Below are 24,333 nucleotides of genomic sequence, written 5' to 3' on the forward strand. Positions count from 1 at the left end.
CATGTGAACTTTATTTTAGGTCGTCGGTTGTAATGGGTATTCCCATTGTATCGTAATTAATGCTTACTTGACGATATGACTTACAAAATTCGCGTTTTTTCACTCAACACCTTCTTGACATAACCAAAACACCTGCCCTTGCCTGGCAGCTTAACCGGGCTCGTTTTACTCGTCGAAATGAGCCTGTTAAAATAGAGCTGGATGGGGTGATTACTAAACTACCCCAACCAGCTCTATTTTATGACTATTCACTTTTTCCGCAATCTTACCAGGTAATTTGACCCTAATTGTCATTTTACACCAGCCTCATCAAACAAGTTATCAGCCAATGAATTAAGTCGTGAGGACATTTCGCTGATTTGTTGAACCGAGTTAGCCACGAGAGATACTGCCTGTGCAACTTGATCCAATACTGTTTCAATATGAGCAATCTCGCGATGGTTTTTGTCGCTGTCAGACTGAATTGCTGTGATGATATCTTCGATTTTTTTGATTGAATTAGCACTGTTTGTTGCCAATTTACGAATTTCCTCAGCTACAACCCCAAACCCTCTTCCTTGCTCTCCTACCCTCGCAGCTTCTATTGCTGCATTTAAACCCAGAAGATTGGTCTGGCTGGCTACTGATTTGATTAACCCTAATACTTGATCAGTTTCAGCCACCCGCTCTTTTAGTGACTGTGTTACTCCCGAAACTACATGACTAACTGTAGCAATTTCCTGCGTTTGAGCTGTCACTTCTTGTGTGGTGCTTGCTAAAATACTGATATTCTCGTTTAGCTCTCCAGCCATTTCTTTTAATACGTCATAGCGGTCGGTCGGTTCCTGAATACCGATGCCGCCAATTACTTCACCTTTACTATTACAAATCGGATTAGCAACAACTATGTATCCTTGCCCATAAAGAGCTTTATCAACTCTGCCGATTATTCGCCGTTTTTCTTGCATAGCACGATAAACTCCACTAGTGGGTTTAACAGGATCACCCTGTTTTACATGAAGATCCATCGTTTTACCAGGAATATAGGTTACGTGCTTTTCTCTGTCAACAATACTCACACCAATATCGCTAAAAAGCCAACTATTTAAAAGTGGTGCCATGTAAAGATAATGCTCCATTATAGCATCGTTTTCATCCTTCATGCTACTATCCCTCCATAATAATGTGGCACTAATTACTATTTATTAAATTTAAGCTATTTTATTTGTCAAACAGTGTTATTTTTTGTCTTTAATCATACTTTATCCTAATTAATAGCTTGCTGTCAATATGAATGTTATTTCAATATTCATATTGATGGAAATATTGAATTGTATCGCTAATACTATTCTTAAAGACTTGGGTTGCAGTAGGCGAAAGGTACTATGAAAAGGACGGTTGATCAGAAAATGATCAACCGTCCTTTTCAGTCAAGTAGGATTTTAAATACCTTAAGAACCATGGATGGTCTGAAGAACCTGAGATACTTCATTACCAACCATGTCGGACAGCGTATCCAGCACCGGTGCCGCTTCCGTCCCATCTGGCCGGGTAACTGATTTATCCACAACATAAGCATTATCAGCTGTAGAGTACGCCTTTAAATCAAGAGCCACATCCAGTGGACGGACAGATGCCAAAACAATATAATTCACATGGCGGTCCTTCCCATATTTAGCCAGTCCCTCTGGGGTAGCATCACCAGCACTGTTGATATTACAGCGGCTAAGATCCCGTAGCACCTCATTCCCAGACTGTACCTCGCTGCCTAAAAGCAAGACGTTTATCTTAAAACGAATTACCTCATTTAATGCCCTATTTAGGATATCCACCCCCGGAATATAGTGACCGGACGTGTCAATAAATAGAGCGACAGCCGCAGTCGCATTACCATCGGCAGCAGCAGCTGGACTGATAGTTGAGCTGATCACAACCAGTACCGTTAGAAAGACCATCAAAACCTTTTTCATTAGAGCAACACCTCATTTGGTTATATGTCATTAGCAAATTAATTATAGCATAAAAAATTTGTTAATGAAAATCTTCTCAACTATACCAAAAAACCGTTTAAGGTGATAATACCACCCCAACGGCTTTTTTCTACCTTGATACTCAATAGTCTTCAATATCTTTCCAACGACAGGGAAGAATCCTGTTCACCGGCGCAAAATGGCAACCCTTTTGCCTTATTTGTTAGTTTTTGTTTCAACCATCTGAGCCTCAGCCATCTCAATCAACTTTTTCACTTTTGCGCCACCAATTTTACCTCCAATTTTCCCAACTTCCCGGGTAGTCAAATCCTCATTATGTCCTTGATCTAGTGGTATTCCGAGCTCAGCAGCAACTGCATGCTTATCCGGCAGCGACGCATCTAGCTCTTCCATCGAATTATATTTCTCTGTCATGGTAATCCCTCCTACTTTTAGGTTTACCGACGATTAGAATATCCATTCAATGAAAAAGATTGAATGATCAATTTCTTACCACCCTAACCGACTCATTGTCTATCTCTATTTTTCAGGTACCACAAAAGGTTCGGTAAGGACGGGTTGATGGCTCAGGCAGTGTGGAGTAATCAGCTTGTTCGTGGGAGTGCGCGTAAGGGCTTGAAAGAACTTCAAGGAACCGGTCCATCATGCTGTAGTCTCCTTGTTTCACTGCCGCTTCTAGTACGGCTTCTATCCGGTGGTTGCGAGGAATTATTGCAGGATTGCAGCTTTGCATCAACTGCTGTGAGGCAACTTGCGATCCCTGCTGCCTGGCTAGTCTCGCCTTCCACAAATCATACCACTGATCAAATTCTGTGGTGTTAAACAAGACCGTATCCTCTGGCATATCAAAAGTTAATGCGCGGAAAGTATTGGTATAGTCCGCACGATACTTCTGCATCATACTAAGGAGGCCTTCAATAAGGGATTCATCCTGTGCCTCTTCGTTAGCTATACCCAGTTTGGACCTCATTCCCGCTAGCCAATTATAGTGATATAACTCAGTAAATTCTGAAATCGCATCCTGGGCCAGTTTGACAGCCTGTACCTGATCCACATGCAGCAGCGGCAATAGGGTTTCAGCAAATCGCGCGAGATTCCACTCTGCAATATGTGGTTGATTGCCATAAGAATAGCGGCCTTGAATGTCGATGGAACTAAATACTGTTGTCGGGTCATAGACGTCCATAAAGGCGCAAGGACCATAATCAATGGTTTCTCCACTAAGAGTCATGTTGTCGGTGTTCATCACCCCGTGAATAAAGCCAACCAGTTGCCATTTGGCAATCAGTAAGGCCTGACGTTTGATCACTTCCTGAAGCAGCGAAAGATATCGACTCTCATCAGCTTCAACGTGTGGAAAGTGGCGCTTTAGTGTATAGTCAGCCAAGACCCGGAGATCTTCAATAGTGCCCCATTCCGAAACGTATTGAAAAGTGCCGACACGCAGATGACTGGCAGCCACGCGGGTCAGAATTGCACCAGGCTGGTGACTTTCGCGGATTACTGACTCACCGGTTATTACCACCGCTAGGCTGCGGGTGGTAGCAATACCAAGCGCATGCATTGCTTCGCTAATGATGTATTCACGCAGCATCGGTCCAAGTGCCGCTCGGCCATCACCCCGCCGGGAATATAGCGTTTTACCTGAACCTTTGAGCTGAATATCAAATCGCTCACCTAGGGGCGTGATCTGTTCACCAAGTAACAGAGCCCGACCGTCCCCTAACATCGTAAACTGCCCAAATTGATGCCCTGCATAAGCTTGGGCAAGCGGCAAAGCGTCTTTAGGAATCCGATTACCGGCAAGCATCTCTACGCCCTCGTCGCTTTGCAACGCCTGGATATTCAACCCTAGGAATGTTGCCAAGGGGTTATTAAGAATTATCAACTTCGGTGAACGTACGGGGGTTGGTTTGAGGCTGCTAAAAAATGATTTTGGCAGCCGGGCATAGCTGTTGTCTAAGTTCCAGCCTATTTCTATTGTTGCTTTCCCCTTTATCATCGTACCTCCTCTTACTTTTTAATCCCAGTTTTTTTACATAAAACGAAAGCCGAAGGCATTCTATGATTTTTTAATTATTTACTGCCTCTACTAACACGAGGCAACCCTTTTTAGTGTCTACTTAGGGAAATTTATTATACCGACCAGGATATCATTATAAATAATAAGCAGAGACGTGTGTACGTCTCTGCTTATTATTACTTTATAATTTATGCGTTCACATCTGTTTTTAACGATTCGGCGGCAGCTTCCTTTTTCGGGATTGCCAGTACCAAAATAGTACCCAAAATCGCGAATGAAGCTAAGAAATACATACCAGCGTTGGTCGAACCTGTCGCTTCTTTCAAGAATCCGACCATATAAGGCCCAAAGAACCCACCTAAATTACCGAACGAGTTAATAATCGCAATGCCGACAGCAGCGGTAGCTTCTGACAGGTACATGTTTGGCAGTGTCCAGTATGTGCCAACAAATGAGTAGATGGCGGCCTGGCTTACGCACAGTAATAACATAGATACCATCAGATTAGTGGTCATTGTTAAACCAATCAAGCTGAAAAAGGCAATTCCGATAGGCAATGCCGTATGATAACGGCGCTCTTGTGCGGCATCAGATCGTTTGGCAACGTAAACCATAGCAATAATAGCGCATATATATGGAATAGTGGAAATTAGACCGATACTGGACAAGCTCATTGCCTTTGCCAAATTTTTCAATATTTGCGGCATCCACATTCCAAGTCCGTAAAGTGCAAGAACGTAGCAGAGGTAGCAGAAGGCTAGGTGCCACACGCGGCCATTCTTAAACACTTCCCATTTATTCGCAACTTTAACCTTTAATTGCTTGGCTACATGCTCACGCTCAAGCTCCGCAATAAGCCATTGCTTTTCTTCAGCGTCCAGGAATTTTGCCTGATCAGGTCTATCCACCATGACAAACAGTGTGATAACACCCAGGATTATTGCAGGCAATCCTTCCAAAATGAACATCCAGCGCCAGCCAGTTAAACCCATCCAAAATACGTTTTCCATAATCCAGGATGATATTGGACCAACGATGATATTCGCCAACGCCATCCCACACATAAATAGTGACATAGTTTTGGCAAAATGTTTTGTCGGGAACCAAAATGTAAAATATAGAACAATACAAGGATAAAAACCTGCTTCAGCGGCTCCGAGCAATGCTCGCAGGATTGCAACCTGAGTAACATTTTGAGCAAACGCCAGGACAACCGTTACTAGTCCCCAACTGACAAGAATCCTGGCAATCCATTTCCTAGCACCCACTTTATGCATAATAACATTACTGGGGACTTCAAAAAAGAAATATGTTATAAAGAAGATACCAGCCAGCATACCAAACGTACTAGCGCCAATCCCTAAATCCTTATTCATCTGCAAAGCAGCAAAACCGATATTGACCCGGTCTAACATAGCCACAATGTACAAAAGCATAACATACGGCACAAGTTTCCACCGTATTTTACTCATTAGCTGATTCTCTCGTTCTTCAGTAAAGCTTATATTTGCCAATCGACTACACCTCCATAAAATTGTAATAACTTTTTCCACTTCGACTATCGGGCTGCTACATAACTATCTACTCGCCTTTTAGTGAATAGTCACCTCCCTCGCAAGCTTTTCTATTAAGTAAGACCGCATCCATGGAGTATAAACTCACAGATACTAAGGTCACACTAGCACAACATTTCGTTTTATATTATCCTACTGCGTTGTTTTATTATAAAAACGCGTATATCGCACCATTAAATTTTGAATATTCGGTAAAATTTAGCAACACTATCCTAGGATTTATTTATCCCTTTACACACCAACCTCATCAAACGATCTATTAGCCAACGAATTAAGCCTCTGACTTGTTGAACCGAGCTAACTTTAGTCTTACATCAAGCTGCTAAAAAATTTGAAGTTTTTTTGATGAAACATGACTGTTTTTGTTCGATATTATCAAACAATGTTTTTATTTGTCTTTAATGATACTTTATCCTAATTAACCGCTGATTGTCAATATGAATATTGTTCTAATATTCGTTTTTATAATAATGTTTGAAATATTTATTGATATACTGACTAATACTTGGATTAAACTAAACCGCAATTAAAATACCCGCCTACTACTTAACGTTTTAGGCGGGTATTTTTACACATATCCACACTTACATGCGTCTGCTAATGCAACAGCCACTTGGGTTGCCGCATAAGCATCATTGCATTGTCCCATATCCATAATCCGTGGCAACCCACCGATTTCGCCGATGTTAAGGTCATTAAACCGATACTTTCCGCAAGCTCGCCAACAGAAAGCTTAACAAGTTTAACGGTTAAATAAACTACTCTAACCCAGCCATTGCCATATCAAAGTTTATTTGCAGTTCAGCAATCCGTGCTTGCAAGTCCTTGACGAGCTTATCGTCCTTGATTAGCGGCAAGTTTATTCTGGCAGCGGCAAGAGAACCTTCAATACCTGCTTTAGTCACCAACAAGCCTATTTTTAAGTCACCCAATACACCCTGCTTAACTTTTGGTAACAGCATTTTGCCTGGTTCCAATGCCGCAATGCAGGCTGCGCTTATTTTTATGGGTATTTCGATAGCCGACAAAGCGGCGACTTGAATTTCAGCCCGGCGATGCTCTGTTTCTTTTAAGGTAGATTTCGGCAATTTGTAGGCAGCAAGCACCCTGCCATAAGCCTCAGCATCTTTTTCTATATAAGTTAATAGCTCACTATGTAACACAGTTAACTGTATTTTAGCTTTTTTAAAAAGTTCTGCAACCTGTTCTCCCTCAGGGCGTCCATAAGCCGAATCTACAGACATTTCCAGCAAACAAACACCCATTAATCCTGACAGTGCCATAACACAACCACCTGCTGGTACTACTGATTCATAGGAAGCTACCTTTTTTGCAAAGTCTTTAATACTTAAATCTACAAGCATTTTTCATTCCACCTTTTTTCCTAATTAAATCCTTGCAAAATTTAGTATACTCGCGATTATGTATTGGTGGCTGTGACTAAAATCACCCTACAAAAAACAAGTGCTGATTATATCAAAATTTCCGTCTTATGGCCGTAGCTAGCAGCACTCCTGGTCTTAGGAAGTGTCGTCTTATTTGCGGCAGTTATACGATTTCGCAACAACTTAGCATAACCTTGAATTATTTAAAAAAGCTAGAACCTTTTTATTTTCACGGGTTCTAACTCTTTTTTAGTTATAGTATTATACTTTTCTAGCTGCCTAGTGAATGAAATCACGTCAGCTTAAAATATCTTGAAAGTTTATCGCGGTCTGGTATCGTTATATGACCGTCATCTATCCGAATTAACCCTTGTCCGGCCAAAATTTTTAACTGCCGCGAAACGGTTTCACGCCTAGAACCCAGCATGTCCGCAAGATAAGTAATACTTAAATCCATCTTGATTCTGGTTCCGTTTTCACAGGGAACTCCATAATCTCTGGATAATTTCCATAATTTAGCAACAATGCGTTTATCGCCACGCACAGAGTTAGGAGTGTTTTTCATTTGCCGATAAAGTCGTCGAACTTTCATGGCCAGAGAATCAAACACGCTTTTGGTAAGTGCGAAATCCTGTTCCATAATGCGTAGGAAGTCTAGTCTGTTAAAACAAAGAATTTGCGCCTCCTCAAATATTTCACAATTGATGGAAGCCGGAATTCTTTGCAAAACCACTTCGTTAATAAGTTTTCCTTTGTCTAAAAGGAAAATGACTTTTTTCTCGCCCTGCGAGTCAACCGAATAGAGTGTGATGAGACCGCTGATAACAATATACAGCATCTCTACAGGTTCTTTATCAAAAAATAAATGTTTTCCCTTGGCCATACGGCACAGCGTGCCACTGGATAACAAAGCTCTAACAGAATTGGGAGTTGCTTGCTGAAAAACCTCAACAAGCGCCACTGCTTCACTTATACTTAAATTCATACTAATCCCCAGTATCTTTATTATTAATTAGTTAAATAAACTTGCTATTCAGTACATTTCCCCTAAAACCCAAAAATCCTGCAGGTTTATCAAAAAAAACGTAAAGTAACAACTATCCTATAGTTAACCAGAACCCCATTCTTTGGAAGATACTTGTTTCAACAACCCCAAAGCAAGATTTTCTTGCGGGATACGAATGCCCAAGATTAATACAGCATTTAGAAAAGTAGTAAGTATTGCTGTTATGACAGCACCGAAAATCAACGGCACACTAATAAGTTCAATCGCTACCGCTAAATAGTTTGGGTGGCGTAGAAAACGATAAGGTCCCTTGCAAATAGCCGTTCCCTCGGGAATGACTAAGATACGTGTATTCCATAATCGACCTAGACTAACCATACACCAGTAGCGTAAGCCTTGAGCAATAATAAATAGACCTATCCACAAATACCAAAACTCACTTACTGCGCCACCACTTCGACTAGATTCTCCTACCCAGCCAACTAACCAGCCGGTATGCAACAGAAAAAACAACGGATAATGCCTGGCACCAAATTCTTGCGCTCCTGCTGCCAGTGCCCATGTGCGATTGCGTTTAGCTATGTATAACTCAACTATGCGTTGGCCAATGATCAGTGTGATCATTACCACCTCCCACCAACCTACCATTTAAACAACACCTGCTCAGCACTAAACCCCGGCCCCAGTGCAAGCATTACACCGTAATCACCAGTCGGCGTTGATTCCAACATAAACTTCTCCAATACAAACAAAACTGATGTACTTGACATATTACCATAACTAGCTAAGATATCATATGCATAGGTTAGCTTATCATTCGCTAAACCAAGACTTTCAGTATAAGCACTAAGTACTTTTGCACCTCCAGGATGGACAACATAATGAATAATATCATCTTGGTCAATGCCCCATTTAGCACAGGCATCATTTAATAAATTTGGCAAGTATCGCCGAACGATACTGGGAATATCTCGAGAAAATCGCACTTTAAATCCAGTATCAACCAAATCCCATCCCATAATATCTGCCGAATTCGGAAATAGCGTACTATAGCTGTCCAGTATAGCTAGACCATCACCATCTATTGTTATCAACGCTGCGGCGGCTCCATCTGCAAAAATACTTGTACCGACTAAATTAGATTTAGAATAATCATTCTGTTGAAAAGTCAAACTGCATAGTTCAACCGTTACCAATAACACAGATCTTCCCTGCAAACTCTGACTAAGTTCAGCGGCTCGTGCTATTCCTGCCACACCGCCGCCACACCCAAGTCCCCAAACAGGCAATCGTCCAGTATTTGGCGATAAACCCAGCCTTTGAATAAGTTTGGCATCTAAGGTTGGTGTGACAATACCAGTTGATGAAACAAAAATAATCATCCCAACATCTGCTGGTTGTACATCCGCCTTCTTCATTGCCGCTAGTGCAGCTTTTTCGGATAGTGCAAGAGCCACCTGCTCAAATATCCTATTTGCTTCGGCAAAGGAGTGGGGAGCACTATACCAATCCAACGGCTGGGAAAAATGCCTAATATTAATACAACTATTCTCAAATATTGGCAGTAACCGGTCAAGATTATCAATATGTGATTGAAACAGACCGGCAACAAATTTTTTTATCGTTCTCTGTTCTAAAGCATATGTCGGCACTGCTATACCTACAGCTTGTATCTTTGGTATTCCCAACTATAATCACCCCCATTTTTTTACTACTACTAAACTATTGCAGCGAGTTGATTAATAGGCCTTTTTTTTAGACACTCGTTAAAACTTCGTTACTACAAAACAAAAAGAAGCCCCTTAAACAGCGGCTTCTCCTTGTTTTACTACCTCATCAATACGCAGCATATGAAACTATATACAACCACATAATTCCAATTGTAATAGTTACTATGGTTAGCGGGAATCCCACCTTTAGGTAATCCCGAGCAGTAACACTGACATTATCACGTTTGGCAATCTCCACCACGATCAGATTAGCAATTGATCCGGTAATAGTAAAATTCCCGGCCAGGGTTGAAAATAATGCTAATGCCTTCCACCAATATTCAGCATTATCTGCCGGTATAAGATACTGCATTAACAAAACGGCTGGTACATTACTTACGATATTTGATAAAATCAGTGTCATTGTTGCAAATATCCCCATACTTTTAAAACCTGCAAAAGATAATTTATCTAGTGCGAGGCCCATGAGTCCACTATGTTCCACGCCAGCAACAATGATAAACAAACCAATGAAAATTACCAATAGATTAAAATCAATACTTGAGTAAATCTTGTTAGGTTTTACACGTCTGGTAATAAGTAGTGCTGCACCACCAAGACAAGAAACCAACGCCAAATCATAACCACTCATATAACCTGCAAGTATAAGCGCTAATACAACTAAACTTTTTACTATCAAGTAACCGTGAATATTGCTGTGGCTTGTAATTGTCGCAACAAATATCCCTTCAAGTTCTTTCTGGTAACAATAAGCTATTGCACCGTATGCTGCAATTAAACCTATAACCACTACCGGGCAAGCAACTAAAAAATAGCTTGAAAATGTCATCCCTGATAAGCTAGCAACAAGAATATTTTGGGGGTTCCCTAATAATGTCGCGGCACTACCAATATTTGATGCCATCGCCACCCCTAATAAATGCGGTATGGGATTACACTGGGCCTTTCTACAGATTAAAAGCACTACCGGTGTAAAGAGTAAACAAATAATATCATTTATTGCAAATGCTGACATACTACCGCTAACTATGATAATAGCAAACAACAATTCCTTTTTAGTCTTAACCCTTTGACAGACTGCATCCCCCACTAGTTCAAAAAAACCAGCTAACTTTAAATTAGCAACCACGATCATCATGGAAAACAAGATTATAATTGTCTTGAAATCAACTGCTACTGTTGCTTCCTTAAAAGACAATACTCCTGTAGCCACAGTAGCTACAGCCCCAATGATAGACGCCCCTGCACGATCCACCCTAAATATTGGGCTTTTTCCCATTGTAAATATTACAAGTACGGCAACCAATATTAATCCAGACCACAACATTTCTATCCTATATTCCACCTATGGGCCACCATCCTAACAGAATAGTTTACATACTATTCTATACTAGTTCTATGAGAACCCTAATGCAACCTTTTTGAAGTAGAATATTGGGTAAAGCACCAACTATCCTATAGTTACCATCAGATCAAGCTACTATAATTCGCCCCCTTTGATAATTTGCAAAAAAACATTGACAATAAAATGTTAATATATTAACATTTTATTGTTAGCATACTAACTTTCTTCAATAGTGCCTAAAATCACATTGTATGAATTAGGGAAAGACTATACACACTGAAAGGAATGATACGCATGATCTGTACTAAATGTAATAACGAAATCCTTGAGGGGGAACAATGTCTGCACCTCGGAAAAATGCTCTGTGAAGATTGCTATCTTGAAATGTTGGAACCCCCACGTACGTGTGACGTTGCCGCTGTACATGGCGCAAAATTGGCCCGAAAGATGGCGGGGCAGGAAGGGACCGACGGATTGACTGAACTGCAAAAAAACATCTACAATTATATTAAAGAAGAGGGTTCAGTTACTGCCGAGCAAATTATGAACAACTTCCGTTTATCGAAGCTGCAGATGGAAAGAAACTTTACCGTATTAAGACATTGTGAGCTTGCCCATGGTTATATTGAAAATGGCAAGAAAATGATTAAACTTTGGGGAGAAGATACCCTCGGCAAAATGAATATTGCAGATTGAAAGGAAAAGACAATGGCACTAACAGGTCTGGATATATTTAAACAACTCCCGAAAACTAACTGTAAAGACTGTGGTATGTCAACTTGTCTTGCTTTTGCTATGGCACTGGCTAAGGGCAGTACAGAGTTGGACTTGTGCCCCCATGTTTCTGAAAGCGCAAAAGAATTTTTAGACACCGCATCCGCCCCTCCCATTCGTTCGGTGATAGTCGGTGCTGGCCCGAACCAGCTTACTCTAGGTGGCGAAACTGTACTCTTCCGTCATGATAAGACCTTTATCAATCAAACCGCTATTGTTATCAAAATTTCCGATACTCTGGCTCCTGATGAGCTTGATGAAAAAATCAGGAATATAAATGGTTTAAGTATGAAACGGATGGGGCAACGAATCGGCGTCAATGCCATTGCGATCACCAACTGCTCTCAAAAACCGGAAACTTTCAAAGCTGTTGTCGACATAGTTGCCGCCCACGCCAAAAACCTTAACTTGATACTCCTCGCCGAGAATGCTATCGCCCTTGAAGCCGTTTTGCCCGGTATTGCCGCCCAAAAGCCACTGGTTGGATCCGCAACTGCAAATAACTGGCAAGCGATGGTCGCGCTGGCTAAGCGCTATGCTGTTCCATTAATCATTAAAGGCAATGGTTTGAATGATACTGCCGCGTTGGTCGAGAAAGTAGCTAGTGAATACAAAGAATTAGTCATTGATACCGGCATGCGGAATACCGCCAAAGTATTGGTAGCACTGACCAATATTCGTCGTCTAGCACTCAAGAAAAAATTCCGGCCATTTGGTTTTCCTACAATTGCATTTACAACTGCTGAAGATCCTAATGATGAAATTATTCAAGCTGGCGTTTTTGTAGCCAAATACGCCAGCATAGTCATTCTGAAAGCTGATGAGAAGCCGTATGTGTTACCCTTGCTGACCTTCCGGATGAACCTCTATACCGATCCGCAAAAACCTATTGCCGTAGAAGCTAACTTATACGAAATTGGCGCTGTCACCCCTGAATCTCCAGTATATGTTTGCACCAATTTTTCGCTTACCTATTATGCGGTTGAAGGTGAAGTACTAGCTAGCAAAATCCCCGGATATATCATAGCTGTTGACACTGAAGGTACCTCAGTACTTACTGCTTGGGCATCAGGTAGATTTGATGCCCAAACAATTACTGATTTCGTCCAGAAAAGTGGCATTGCGGAAAAGGTTTCTCATCGAACCCTGGTTATTCCGGGATATGTTGCTGTTATCAGCGGTAAACTACAAGAAAAATCCGGGTGGAATGTCATTGTCGGACCGCAGGAGGCCGTTGGCATACCGGCCTTTGCCAAAGCATATTACACAAAAGAAGCTTAGCATTTGCAATTGTATGCGGCTACTGTTCTCCATAATGGAAGGGAGTCCTTATAACATGAATTTAGATTCCATCAAAGAAAAATATATTGGAAGCATTCACACCGTCACCCTGGGCGCGACCAAAGATCAGGGTGGCACTCGCACCAATACAGTAACGGTTGGGGGCGATGCCACTCTGCCATTCCTCTTTTTCGAGGGTGAACAGTCCAATAAAGCAGTTGTGGCAATCGAAATATGGGATATCCCACCAACAGAATGGAATTCGGTTTTGCAGGATGTATATGCAGACGTTTTTAGCAACCCTGTCGCCTGGGCCCAGAAAGCCGTAGAATTTGGAGCCGATCTGATCCTGCTGCGCCTTAAAGGTGGTGATCCCGACCTGGGTAATAAAACGCCAGAACAACTCGCTAACGTGGTAAAAGATGTGTTGGCAGCCGTAGGCGTGCCGCTAATCGTAATTGGCTGCGGTAATGACGAGAAAGACAACTCTATTATGCCTGTAATTGCTGCAGTCGCCGCTGGTGAAAATTTACTATTGGGAATGGCGAAGAATGACAACTACAAATCCATTGTTGCTGCAGCCCTAGTCCACAATCATAAAGTGCTGACTCTCGGCACTGTTGATATCAATATGTGCAAACAGCTCAATATATTGATTACCGAACTAGGTCTAGCAGCCGAAAACATCCTAATGGACCCAGGGTCGTGCGCTCTGGGGTACGGACTTGAGTATACCTATTCGGTTATGGAACGGGGCCGCCTCGATGCGCTCAACGGCAATGAACGACTAGCTATGCCGGTTGTTTGTAATGTTGGTCACGAAGCCTGGCGGGCTAAGGAAGCGATTGCTCCTGAAAAAGATTTCCCGGATTGGGGAAATCAAGCGAAACGGGCCATTCTGTGGGAAGCGCTGACCGCTACCAGTCTACTGCAGGCTGGTGCTAATATCATGGTAATGCGTCATCCGGAAGCGATTCGCCTTTTCAAAAATAATGTTAACGAACTATCGGCCTAACTAACGTACAAAAGCAGGGACAATTGTCCCTGCTTTTGTACGTTAGTTAGGCACCATTTATTCCCTAAAACTTAAACTGAGTCTAATCCTTGTTTAAGTTTATCTAACAAGGAAATCAGCATTTCTTTTTCATCAGTATTGAGCGTAGACATAAGCTTATGCACATACTGGTTGTGAATGGGGATGAAAGCGTTCATCAGAGTACTAGCCCTATCTGTAAGATAAAGTTGAAAAACCCTTTTATCATTGGGATCAGGCTTACGAACCACCAGGTTTTCTTTTTCTAATCGGTCAATAAGTCTGGTAATATTGGCCCGAGAAACCAGCAGTTTTTTACCTAGTTCTGACTGTGTCAGCCCATGCCCACCAGTCATGAAGATCTGAATTAACGCATTAAACTTAGCTTTGGACAAACCATACCGGGCAAAGTGCATTTCTAAAACATCATCTAAGTTATCCTGGAATACTGTCAGTTCAATCAGCGTGCGTGTTGAAAAATACCGGTCCGACATATCATTTTGCGTGATGTCTGTCAGCCTCCCGAACTCAATTGTTAATATACTAGCAATATTGTAAGTGCTTTAAAAGTCTGAGTCAATAGCTATATTTTCTAAGCACTATCCCTATCGTCTTGTCTTTCGCTATCATATCATGCTTCACTTATGATTTTTTCTAGTTCAGCCAACAACTGCGAAAACTTCTGCAAAGTCACTTCGATAGGCTTCGGGGAAGACATATCAACCCCGGCTCTTTTGAGAAGCTCCAGAGAATAATCTGAGCCGCCACTTTTAAGATAGTTAATATACCTTTTTTGAGCCGGTTCACCTTCAGTCTGAAGTTTTTCCGCGAGTGTGGTAGCTGCCGCATAGCCAGTCACATATTGGTAAACATAAAAATCCCAATAAAAATGAGGGATACGGGCCCATTCTACATCACTTTCCTTATCAACAACGATCTCTGAACCATAATAGGTAACATTTAGCTCATGCCAAATGGAATCCAGCAAATCAGCGGTAAGTGTTTCTCCCGCTTCGGCTTTGTCATAAATTATTTTTTCGAACTCGGCAAATAGTGCCTGGCGATAAACAGTGGTTCGGATTGTTTCCAAATACTGGTTCAATAAATAAAGCCGTTCCCGCCTGTCTGTGGTTGTTTTCAACATGTGGTCAATAAGCAGTACTTCATTGGTGGTCGAAGCTACCTCCGCGCAGAAAGTGGTATACTCAGCCGTAGCGTAAGGCTGGTTGGACTGACTATAGTAACTATGCATCGCATGACCCATTTCATGAGCCATTGTCGACACATTGTTATAGCTTTTATGATAGTTAAGCAATACAAAAGGATGAACGCCATAAGTACCAGAAGAGTAGGCTCCGTTCTGCTTTCCTTTGTTCTCATACACATCAACCCAGCCGGAAGTGAAGCCCTTATCCAGGATTATACCATATTCCGAGCCGAGCGGAGCTAATGCAGTTTCAACGAGCTTGATTCCGTCTTCATACTCATACTGCAGTCGGACATCTTGTACGACCGGGGCATAGAGATCGTACATATGCAAGTCATTCAATCCCAGTGTCTTTTTTTTGAACGCGACATATCTGTGCAGCGGCTCAAGATTATTGTGCACTGTAATGAGAAGGTTATCATAGACTTCCCGCGGCACATTATCACCTTCGAGGGCCGCAGCTAAAGCAGTATCATATTTATTAGCCTTGGCATAGAAAAGATTTTTTTTCACGGTGCCGTCCAAGGTAGCGGCAAAGGTATTGCGATATTGATTATATGTGCCGAATAAAGCTTGGAAAGCCTGTTCCCTGACGTTGCGACCGTGGGACATCATGTAAGTTAAGTAGCGTCCCTCACTGAGCTGGACTTTCTGACCGTTTTCATCGCTGATTTCTGGGAAGCGGATGTCGGCATTAGTCAGCCTATTATAGGCATTTTCCCCAGTCTGAGTAGCTTCCCTTGACTGAGCAAGCAGTTGTTCCTCACCAGCTGACAAATAATGTTTTTTTTGACGGACCAAATCATCAAAATAGTAACTGTACTCTTTTAACCCCGCCTGCTGCTGGCGGAATTGTGCTAGCTTTTTATCAGGCAATGCTAAAATTTCAGGCTTGATAAACGCAGTAACCGCGTCGATTTCGGCCGACAGTGAATCCGCTTTACCAGCAAGCGCCTGATAGCGGGAATCCGCAATATTTTCATCGCGGTGCCGGTACGCATAAGCCGACAATTTGTCATTCACACTATAGATTTTGTCCCGCAGCTTTAAGCACTGCAGCAGTTCTTGCGCCGAACTGTCTAATTTGCCCTTATACCCAGCAATTTGGGGAAGCTCTGCCTTAACACTATCAAAGTCATTTTGCCATACTAGTTCACTGGCATAAATGTCACTCAATCGCCACTTGTACTGGTCGGATATTTCGCTTCGCGCCGGAACTTTTGAACTAGCTTCGGAGCCAGCTTGGGCTACTGCAGAGCCAATTAGCATACTATTGAATAAGATGAATACTATAGCGCTCTGCAAAAACAAATATTTTTTTCTCATTTTTAACATTCTTTCACTCCTCACATCCTGCATAGGAACTGACTATGCTCCATGTGCCTTCACGAAAAGCCCGATGGCCAATCCAAATCCAAGGATAATAATACAAACTCGCAATATTTTTTCATTGACCCGTTTCAGCGCGTAAGCTCCTACCTGGCCTCCTGCAATAGAAGCCACAGAAGCTACCATAACTTGCGTCCACGCAACGTCCCTAGAAAAAACAAAAATCAAAACAGCGGAAGCGTTCATCACTCCAGCCAACACATTTTTGGTCGCTCCGGCTTTGCGCACATCCAAGCCTGCAATGGTCAAGGCAGCCAGCATTAAGATACCAATGCCACCACCAAAATATCCACCGTAGATAGATATAGCAAATTGTGTGACAAGGGAACTACCAGTCCCTACTGGGTTTGAATTTTCGTGTTGTTTACGGAAAAAGCTCCCCCACAAGAAAACAAACGTAGCGAAAAGAACCAACCACGGTACCAAAAATTCGAAAACAGAAACTGGTGTCATCAACAAAAGAAAAGCACCAAAAACACCGCCAATCAAACTAACGATAAACAGAACTCTAAATGATAGTTGGGGTAAACCTGAAACATTTTTCCGTCCGGCAAAACCTGTTGTAAGCTGCCCAGGGAAAAGTGCGACCGTCGAGGTAATATTTGCCGCCCGCGCATCCAATCCCGTAAACATCAATGCTGGAAAAGTAAGGAATGATCCTCCGCCAGCTAATGCATTTTGAAAACCTGCACAAAAAGCTGCAATAAAAAGAACAACAAATGTTAGCATAAATTAAAGTACCACCTTTATTACCCATCTTTCAGCTATTCTGCCAATGCCACTTCATTCAATTTGCTTAAGGTTGTCCGCTGACCAAGAACAATCATAATATCACCAGCAGTTATCACTTGTGTTCCCGGCGGATTAGTAATTAGCTTGTTATCACGCTTGATGGCTATTACAATCGAATCAAATCGCCCTTTAATGTCATTTTCAATAAAGTTTTTCCCTACTAATGGAGACCCTGACTGTACCGTAACCTCGGCAATATCCATATGTAATTCTTGATTGTAAAACAGGTTTTCGACAAAATCCATAATGACAGGCTTAATCATAGCTGATACCATCTGCCGCCCACCCATTACAGATGGGAAAATAACGGTGGTAGCCCCCGCACGGCGCAACTTTTCTTCCGCTTCTGCTCTATCAGCTCTTGCTACAATCGTCATTTCTGGATTGAGACTTTTCCCAGTGAGAGTGACATATACATTATCTGCATCATGAGACAAAGCTGTAATCAAGCCCTTTGCCCTTTTGACGCCAGCTTGTAATAACATTTCATCAAGCGTAGCATCTCCATGAATAGTTAATACCTTTTCTTCGCATAACTGTTCATAGAGCAACAAATCCTTTTCAACTACTACAAAAGCCTGCCCTTCATCCTGCAAACGCTCAATCACATTCCCCCCTACCTTGCCAGCGCCACATACAATAATGTGATTATCTAAGCTTGCAATACGCCTATCCATACCCTTCCTCCCAAAAAAATCTTTTAGCCGTCCTTCTATCGACATACTGATTACTAGTGTAAAAGTATAATAAGCCATCCCTACCCCAACAATAATAAACAGACAAGTAAACATTCGGCCAGCCGGTGTTTTAGGCACAATATCACCAAATCCGACAGTAGCAATTGTTACCACTGCAAAATAGGTGGCATCATAAAATGATAGATCTTCCAATGACATAAAACCAATAATACCGACTATTAAAATACCAATAAAAAAAACAAGTGATAATTTTAAGCGATCTAAATGTATAATATCTCACCCCCTTACTTTATCGTACCGCCTATCATATTAGTTTAACAATACATCCCCTATACGTCAAAAAATCCTTCTCGCAATATGCTGAAAGGATTTACATCTTTTATGGGATTATTTTGAAATTAATATATTGGACGGATTTTCGATTCGCTGATCCGTGACCTTGCAAATCCACCAAGTTTCCCCCATATTATCTTTGCCATAATGCTGGTTTCGGCCCAATTAGGGTTAAGAAATAATTATAGATTCGCGGCGAATTATCTTTTCGCAAAATACAGATCTTTATACTGTGGGGAGCTGTGCCGTGCAAACACGAATGCGCAACACTACCTGAAACAATAGTGTCACACCAAATATAACCAAAAATTAAAGCCTCTGGGGAGGACTCTTTTACGCCCCCACTTTCCAAATCCCAAAGGGGATTGGACACATCACCAACATATACTTGGGCAATTTCCCAACTGTTCCAATTCCTCCGTACGGAAACTAGTTCCATTGCGTCAACTGGTTTATTAAGCTTTGATTTGGACTTCATACACATATCCCTTATATCCTTCATTTTATTTCAGCATGCTGTGTGGAAGAAACAACCTTTATAGTACAATAACACCACCTTCAGTCTACTGTTAATGACATCCAGAACAGCAACTACCACAAGCCGCCGGACTATTGGCCATATCACACCCATTTACTGATCCCTTTGCCATTTGAGATGGTGCTGTTACGGAAAATACTTTTGTTAAGGCGTCTTCACCGCAATCAGGACAACTACTTCCAGCCTTATTTACACCACTTTTTTGTAATAATTCCACTAATTTCCCACATTTTTGACATGAATATTCATATATTGGCATGCAGATACTCCTTCCACAATTGTATTATGATATTTTCATATGATGTTCATCTGCAACAATTCATGCTACATTTTGGCAACACTACTATTTATTATTTCTCCACTATTACAAGTAATTCCTTGCAAAATTCCTTAATAATTTACGTTCTACTTCTCATATAATTGTACCACGAAACGAAAAGGAACATTAGTTCGATTATTTTACCAAACATACTTGCGGAGAACATATGTACTGTGTTAAAATAAAAACAACGAACATAAGTTCAGAGAGGTGTTGAAAATTATGAGAAAAACAATATTGGTAATGTCTCTAGTTCTTATTTTATTTGCTATTACACCATTAGCTATTTCGCGTGCTTTTGTTGATACCACTACATATGATACAGTCTACGTAAAATCCGGGGATACAGTTTGGCAAATTGCTGCTACACACACTTCAGCTAAAGACGATGTTAGGGAATTAATTTATGAGATTAGACGGATAAATAAATTGGATAACAACGCGAAGGTTTATCCCGGACAAGCTTTAAAAGTTCCAGTTAAATTTTGATCAATATGACTTATTAATTTATTAAGAAAAATTGAATATATACTTATACAAAAAAACACGGCATTTAAAGACCGTGTTTTTATTTTGGGATAACCTTAATAAATAACCGCAAGCAAAATTCCAACGATACAAAACTGACGTACGGCAAATAGAAAATACGTTGAAAAAGCCTCTGGCTTTCAAGTGATTGCCACCGCTTTTTCAACGCAAATTAGTTTTTGCTACATCAAGGAATCCATTTTGAGAGCAGGATGTTGTTTTTCTTCCAGGAATGAGAGGATTTCGTCTTCAGTGACGCCAACAGTTTCATCAGCAATCTTATCAACAAAATCTGCGCCCAGTCCTTCAGCTACTGCAACATCAATAAGGTCTTGACCTAAGAATTCTTTGAGTTCTTTCGGCATCCAGACAAGTCGTGCAAGACCACCGTCTGCTTTGATAAACTTCTTACTGGTAATGTACCGACGACCGAGACCCATGAAACCAGGAGTCTGCATACCGCCACCGCAAGTACCAGCCAAAGCGGAGAAGGTCATGCCGCAAGGAGTTTCGCCACCATGTTCACGAGTAGTAACCATAACACCATTACACATCGGTAGTATTGCCATAATGGCTTCGAAGCAACCGCAAGATGTCATCGGGTTTTCCATAAGCGTATAGAAGTTTACGGCTTCGACCGTGTTGTGGGAATTAGCATAAATGAAGTCATTCAGGTTTTTCCACTGACCTTTGACAGGATCAAGGCATTCCCCTTTCTCAATCGGCTGATTTGGGCCAAGAGGATTGATTTCGTTAGAAGCTTTTGCATCAAGCCAGCTAACAGCACCGCATAAACCTAAGCGTTCTGGCGATACTACGCACACATGGTTTGGTGCAAAGGACTGACAGAGCAGGCAAGAATAATATGTTTCAACATCATCAGTAAGGCCTTTGAGACGAGCATCACGGGTAGCATATTTTTCAATAGCGATTTTGATTTTTTCTTCAATAACGTCTTTATCGGTAATAATGGTAACTTGCACACGGTCAACGATAGCGGGGAAATCGGATTTAAATTTTGCAATAAGAATTTCACCAAAGTCTTTAATCTTAAAGCCAGCAGCTTTAGCATTCTTACTAATACGCACCCACATCATGTTACGTTGTGCTACGTGCCACAAGCCTTCACCATAGTTCAGGTTGTAGTGGATACGACGTTCGAGCACGCCCTCGAAGTCTTCCTGCATTTTACGTCCATAGATATCAACCATAAAAGCAAGCGGGAATACACTGCCTTCCGGCATATCGTCAATTTCTGGTCCGACAACTTGAATTTTGCCGTCTTCAACTTCATCAACGCCACACATCCGAACAAGCTCAAAGCTAGTGGAACGACCGCCGCCGAACTCAACCCAAGCATCTTTCTTCCGAATGGTTTCACCTTCGAAAGCAGGTCCAATAGTGATCGGTACCGGGATATCAACAATTTTGATTTTAATGCCACGCATTTCAAGACCAAGCTTGCCGATTTTTTCATAGTCTGGTTCAGATTGATACCAGTCAGGAATTTCTTCGGCTACCGGTTGATCGGTAACTGTCGGGAAGCCCATGAACATAGCGCCAAATTCAGCAGCAAATTTAACAATATCATTAGGTCCAAGCTGGATAACAAAGGCAAATACGCGTTTTACCTGATATTCAATAGCCCGTTCACGCTGACCGGCAGGGATACCACCGAAGGCCAGACCAGCGCGAAAAGCAAAGTTAACAGCATGAATGACCTGGGTGAATTTACCAACCGGGAAGGTAATAAATTCAGAACCGATTTTAACGTTTTCTTCAATACACTGCTCGATTACTTCATTAGCTAAGAAAATCATGATGCCTTTGGACTGGAGTTCTTTTACCAGTTTGGCAGTTGATTTGCTGTCTTTACCTTTACCAACGATAACGGCAACACCAGGAATGGTTTGGTCAACCAAAGGTACGCCGAATTTACGAAGGATAGGGTCAGGAATAAAACCGCAATAAGGATATTTATCAGGTTTTGCACCATTAATATACCGTAGCGCTTCGATAATTTCAGCAGCATATAGGGTAGCTTCACCATTAAGCTTAGCATTTTCTAAATTCAGCTCTTCCCGGATATTAGTGGTACGAATTCTATTAAGAATTGGGGAAAGATCACCAATGGTATTTACTTCTTCACCGCTCAGCGCAGTGATTACCGGCAGCCTGTAGGCAGTATCAGGATATTTTACCGGGCAGTCAGCACCGTGTTCCTTAATGGCTTTTGCCAAAAGAATTTCTGCATAGCTGGTAGCTGTGACAGCACCTTCATAGGCGCCTTTAAAAAGCTCCATAGACATATTGCTTTTTGTCCTCCTTCATAGAGTCAAATTCTCATTATCTTCTATTGATAGTTAATAATATATAGTCCGAAACAGTGATTAGTTATCCTCTTTGGCATCACGGGCTTTTTTACGCATGACGTTTTTCCAATTACGTTCTTCGAGAATGTCGATCATTTTAGCCGAAGCTTTATGGGGATCTGGTTCCCAGAAGAAAAATCCACCAAATACATCTTCCGCAATTTTGGTAACAACATCATTAACAAGTTGGCTACCAACAGTAGGACCACTAACACCAACATGCATAGGATTACCGCAACAAACATTCCAAGAACCGATAGCAACAGCCTTTTCCGACATAGCTTCCGGAGCACTCACAGCATAAGGAAGTTCAGCAAGATCTAATCCCATTTCTGCTGCTAACAGATTAGCAAAAAGCTGCATGCGGCTATAATCAACGCAAGAGCCCATATGGAACATCAATGGCAGATCTTCAGTTAAACCTGATGCTGCATTCAGGCGAGCAAAGAATTTCTTCAGCCCCTCACCAGCATATTTCTGTACAGCTTCGCCATTCATCATCCCAGATAGAGCGTGAGCCTGGGCAGAGCAACCGCCGGCGAGCAACAATACATCATTTTTAGCTAATTCTTGAGCGATGGTGGTGTGACTGTAGTTATGGGTAACTTTTTGGTTATTACAACCAATAAGAGCAGCAACGCCTTTAATTTCACCAGCTTCGATAGCATCTGCGATAACCCGCAGTGGATGTTCCGGGTTAACTTTCTTGAAGATATTGAGCATAGCCTCAACACTGAAACCTGCAACAACTTTATTTGTGATATTAGGAATGTTAACTTTCGCTTGATCACGTTGTTTATAAGCGTCAATTGCCAGACGAATGATTTCTTTCGCGCTATCCATGGCATGAGCTTCATCAAACGCATAATGGTAAGATCCAGGAATTTTCATAATTGGCGAAGTGGTAACAATCTTAGTCTGGAAACATTCAGCTACTGAACGTAAGCTTGGCATAATACACTGAACATCAACAACCATAGCATCCATAGCGCCTGTCAAAACTGCTAATTCTTGGGTAGCGAAGTTAGTGGCAATAGCAACACCTTCACGCATAAGAACTTCGTTACCGGTACAGCAGATACCAACAAGGTTGATGCCTGCTGCGCCGGCAGCTTTAGCTTCTCCCTGCATTTCTTTAGCAGCTTTAACAACCATTTGGGAAAGCAGTGGATTATGTCCATGAACGGCAATGTTCACTTTATCAGCTTTGATAGCACCCAGGTTAGCTTCAGTTACTACAGGTACGCCAACACCAAAAAGAATATCGGATAAGTCAGTAGCAACATGCGATCCATCAAGGTCACACAGTGCAACCTTCAGACCACCAAAGGTAATATTAATTGGGTCAGCATCATTACCGACATGGGTTTGATGCAGTAATTTTGCCAGACTAAGATTGATACCAGTAGGCATAATCGTTGTTTTACGCCAAATAGTAAGTGTGTTCTCAGGGATATAGGATTTCAGCCAGGTAACTTCTTCATTTTCATCGATGCGTCTATATTCATCCAGTGCAGCATTAGCAACATCTTTAGCAATAGCATTTACTTCACGGCCTTCGGTTTCAACACCGATATTTTTAGCCACATACATAAGCTTGTTAGTATCAGTAATTTGATAATCTTTGTAATGACCTTCGGCAGTATGCAGAAGAGCTTCAGAAATTTCGCGACCATGATCGGAGTGAGCAGCAGCGCCGCCAGCAATATAACGAACCGTGTTACGGGCAACGATAGTGTAATCACGTGCGCCGCAGATACCTTTGTTGCCACCTGGTTTCTTCGGTAGTATACGGCAAGGGCCTTGCAGACATATACGGCAGCAAATACCAGTATTGCCGAAAGTACAACGTGGTTCTTGGGCTTTCGCTCTATCAAAAGTAGTTAGAAATCCTAGTTCCTTCGCTCTATCCATCATGGGATGAGCCGCTGTATCAATCGTATATTTTTCAAATTCGGACATTTTTCTACCTCCATATATTCATCATTGGCTCTCAATTAAACAAATAATAAGTCTATTTGGCAATTACGTATCAT

General features: G+C 41.7%; 21 protein-coding genes and 1 pseudogene. 4 read left to right on the forward strand and 18 right to left on the reverse strand.

Going from position 1 to position 24,333, the window contains the following annotated elements; genetic code table 11:
* Window positions 1–290: 290 nt before the first annotated feature.
* The 11 genes and pseudogenes from ACZ449_RS11065 to ACZ449_RS11115 all read right to left on the reverse strand — a co-directional run bounded on the left by ACZ449_RS11065 (window position 291) and on the right by ACZ449_RS11115 (window position 11,033).
* A complete protein-coding gene (locus ACZ449_RS11065; protein ID WP_464261064.1) occupies window positions 291–1,142 on the reverse strand; it encodes a methyl-accepting chemotaxis protein in 852 nt (283 codons plus the stop codon).
* A gap of 288 nt (window positions 1,143–1,430) precedes the next feature.
* Window positions 1,431–1,949: a hypothetical protein gene (locus tag ACZ449_RS11070; RefSeq protein ID WP_464261065.1), complete on the reverse strand. Its 519-nt coding sequence runs from the start codon at window positions 1,947–1,949 to the stop codon at window positions 1,431–1,433.
* A 216-nt stretch (window positions 1,950–2,165) separates the two neighbouring features.
* Entirely contained in the window at window positions 2,166–2,384 is a 219-nt protein-coding gene (locus ACZ449_RS11075) for a small, acid-soluble spore protein, alpha/beta type (protein WP_464261066.1), read from the reverse strand.
* 112 nt (window positions 2,385–2,496) lie between these two features.
* A complete protein-coding gene (locus ACZ449_RS11080) occupies window positions 2,497–3,972 on the reverse strand; it encodes a protein adenylyltransferase SelO (RefSeq protein WP_464261067.1) in 1,476 nt (491 codons plus the stop codon).
* A 209-nt stretch (window positions 3,973–4,181) separates the two neighbouring features.
* Window positions 4,182–5,507, reverse strand: coding sequence for an MFS transporter (locus tag ACZ449_RS11085; RefSeq protein ID WP_464261068.1), 1,326 nt, complete (start codon window positions 5,505–5,507; stop codon window positions 4,182–4,184).
* A 628-nt stretch (window positions 5,508–6,135) separates the two neighbouring features.
* Window positions 6,136–6,273 (reverse strand): annotated as a pseudogene (locus ACZ449_RS11090) (hypothetical protein); the annotation flags it as partial.
* A 52-nt stretch (window positions 6,274–6,325) separates the two neighbouring features.
* The gene (locus ACZ449_RS11095) at window positions 6,326–6,931 is read right to left on the reverse strand and encodes a cyclodeaminase/cyclohydrolase family protein (protein ID WP_464261069.1); all 606 of its coding nucleotides are present in this window, start codon (window positions 6,929–6,931) and stop codon (window positions 6,326–6,328) included.
* Window positions 6,932–7,244: 313 nt separating this feature from the next.
* Window positions 7,245–7,937 carry a Crp/Fnr family transcriptional regulator gene (locus ACZ449_RS11100; RefSeq protein ID WP_464261070.1) on the reverse strand — a complete coding sequence of 231 codons (693 nt, stop codon included), beginning with the start codon at window positions 7,935–7,937 and terminating at the stop codon, window positions 7,245–7,247.
* 123 nt (window positions 7,938–8,060) lie between these two features.
* Window positions 8,061–8,582: an isoprenylcysteine carboxyl methyltransferase family protein gene (locus ACZ449_RS11105; protein ID WP_464261071.1), complete on the reverse strand. Its 522-nt coding sequence runs from the start codon at window positions 8,580–8,582 to the stop codon at window positions 8,061–8,063.
* A 17-nt stretch (window positions 8,583–8,599) separates the two neighbouring features.
* Window positions 8,600–9,646 carry a type III polyketide synthase gene (locus tag ACZ449_RS11110; RefSeq protein WP_464261072.1) on the reverse strand — a complete coding sequence of 349 codons (1,047 nt, stop codon included), beginning with the start codon at window positions 9,644–9,646 and terminating at the stop codon, window positions 8,600–8,602.
* Between the two features lie 148 nt (window positions 9,647–9,794).
* On the reverse strand, window positions 9,795–11,033 hold the full coding sequence (locus tag ACZ449_RS11115) for an ArsB/NhaD family transporter (protein WP_464261073.1): 1,239 nt from the start codon (window positions 11,031–11,033) through the stop codon (window positions 9,795–9,797).
* Window positions 11,034–11,327: 294 nt separating this feature from the next.
* On the opposite strand from ACZ449_RS11115, the gene ACZ449_RS11120 reads away from it, so the two are divergent.
* From ACZ449_RS11120 to cdhD, 3 genes are read left to right on the forward strand one after another with little or no spacing between them, the layout of a single operon-like run.
* The gene (locus ACZ449_RS11120) at window positions 11,328–11,729 is read left to right on the forward strand and encodes a hypothetical protein (protein ID WP_464261074.1); all 402 of its coding nucleotides are present in this window, start codon (window positions 11,328–11,330) and stop codon (window positions 11,727–11,729) included.
* Between the two features lie 12 nt (window positions 11,730–11,741).
* Window positions 11,742–13,088, forward strand: a complete 1,347-nt coding sequence (gene acsC, locus ACZ449_RS11125; protein ID WP_464261075.1) for an acetyl-CoA decarbonylase/synthase complex subunit gamma — start codon at window positions 11,742–11,744, stop codon at window positions 13,086–13,088.
* A 55-nt stretch (window positions 13,089–13,143) separates the two neighbouring features.
* Window positions 13,144–14,103: a CO dehydrogenase/acetyl-CoA synthase subunit delta gene (gene cdhD / locus ACZ449_RS11130; RefSeq protein WP_464261076.1), complete on the forward strand. Its 960-nt coding sequence runs from the start codon at window positions 13,144–13,146 to the stop codon at window positions 14,101–14,103.
* Between the two features lie 71 nt (window positions 14,104–14,174).
* On the opposite strand, the gene ACZ449_RS11135 is transcribed toward cdhD, so the two are convergent.
* The 5 genes from ACZ449_RS11135 to ACZ449_RS11155 form a co-directional block, all read right to left on the reverse strand.
* Window positions 14,175–14,615, reverse strand: a complete 441-nt coding sequence (locus tag ACZ449_RS11135; RefSeq protein ID WP_464261077.1) for a MarR family winged helix-turn-helix transcriptional regulator — start codon at window positions 14,613–14,615, stop codon at window positions 14,175–14,177.
* Window positions 14,616–14,752: 137 nt separating this feature from the next.
* A complete protein-coding gene (gene pepF / locus ACZ449_RS11140; RefSeq protein WP_464261858.1) occupies window positions 14,753–16,597 on the reverse strand; it encodes an oligoendopeptidase F in 1,845 nt (614 codons plus the stop codon).
* Window positions 16,598–16,696: 99 nt separating this feature from the next.
* Window positions 16,697–17,446 (reverse strand): sulfite exporter TauE/SafE family protein, encoded by a 750-nt coding sequence (locus tag ACZ449_RS11145; protein ID WP_464261078.1) that lies wholly within the window; start codon window positions 17,444–17,446, stop codon window positions 16,697–16,699.
* A 35-nt stretch (window positions 17,447–17,481) separates the two neighbouring features.
* On the reverse strand, window positions 17,482–18,480 hold the full coding sequence (locus ACZ449_RS11150) for a potassium channel family protein (RefSeq protein ID WP_464261859.1): 999 nt from the start codon (window positions 18,478–18,480) through the stop codon (window positions 17,482–17,484).
* A 629-nt stretch (window positions 18,481–19,109) separates the two neighbouring features.
* Window positions 19,110–19,337, reverse strand: coding sequence for an FmdB family zinc ribbon protein (locus ACZ449_RS11155; protein ID WP_464261079.1), 228 nt, complete (start codon window positions 19,335–19,337; stop codon window positions 19,110–19,112).
* A 282-nt stretch (window positions 19,338–19,619) separates the two neighbouring features.
* On the opposite strand from ACZ449_RS11155, the gene ACZ449_RS11160 reads away from it, so the two are divergent.
* Window positions 19,620–19,886 (forward strand): LysM peptidoglycan-binding domain-containing protein, encoded by a 267-nt coding sequence (locus ACZ449_RS11160; RefSeq protein ID WP_464261080.1) that lies wholly within the window; start codon window positions 19,620–19,622, stop codon window positions 19,884–19,886.
* 221 nt (window positions 19,887–20,107) lie between these two features.
* Here ACZ449_RS11160 and acsB read toward each other — a convergent pair whose 3' ends face one another.
* Complete coding sequence (gene acsB / locus ACZ449_RS11165) at window positions 20,108–22,234, reverse strand: acetyl-CoA decarbonylase/synthase complex subunit alpha/beta (RefSeq protein WP_464261081.1); 2,127 nt, start codon at window positions 22,232–22,234, stop codon at window positions 20,108–20,110.
* Window positions 22,235–22,315: 81 nt separating this feature from the next.
* Entirely contained in the window at window positions 22,316–24,259 is a 1,944-nt protein-coding gene (gene cooS / locus ACZ449_RS11170; RefSeq protein ID WP_464261082.1) for an anaerobic carbon-monoxide dehydrogenase catalytic subunit, read from the reverse strand.
* Between the last annotated feature and the right edge of the window lie 74 nt (window positions 24,260–24,333).

The organism is Desulfosporomusa polytropa (assembly GCF_055380075.1).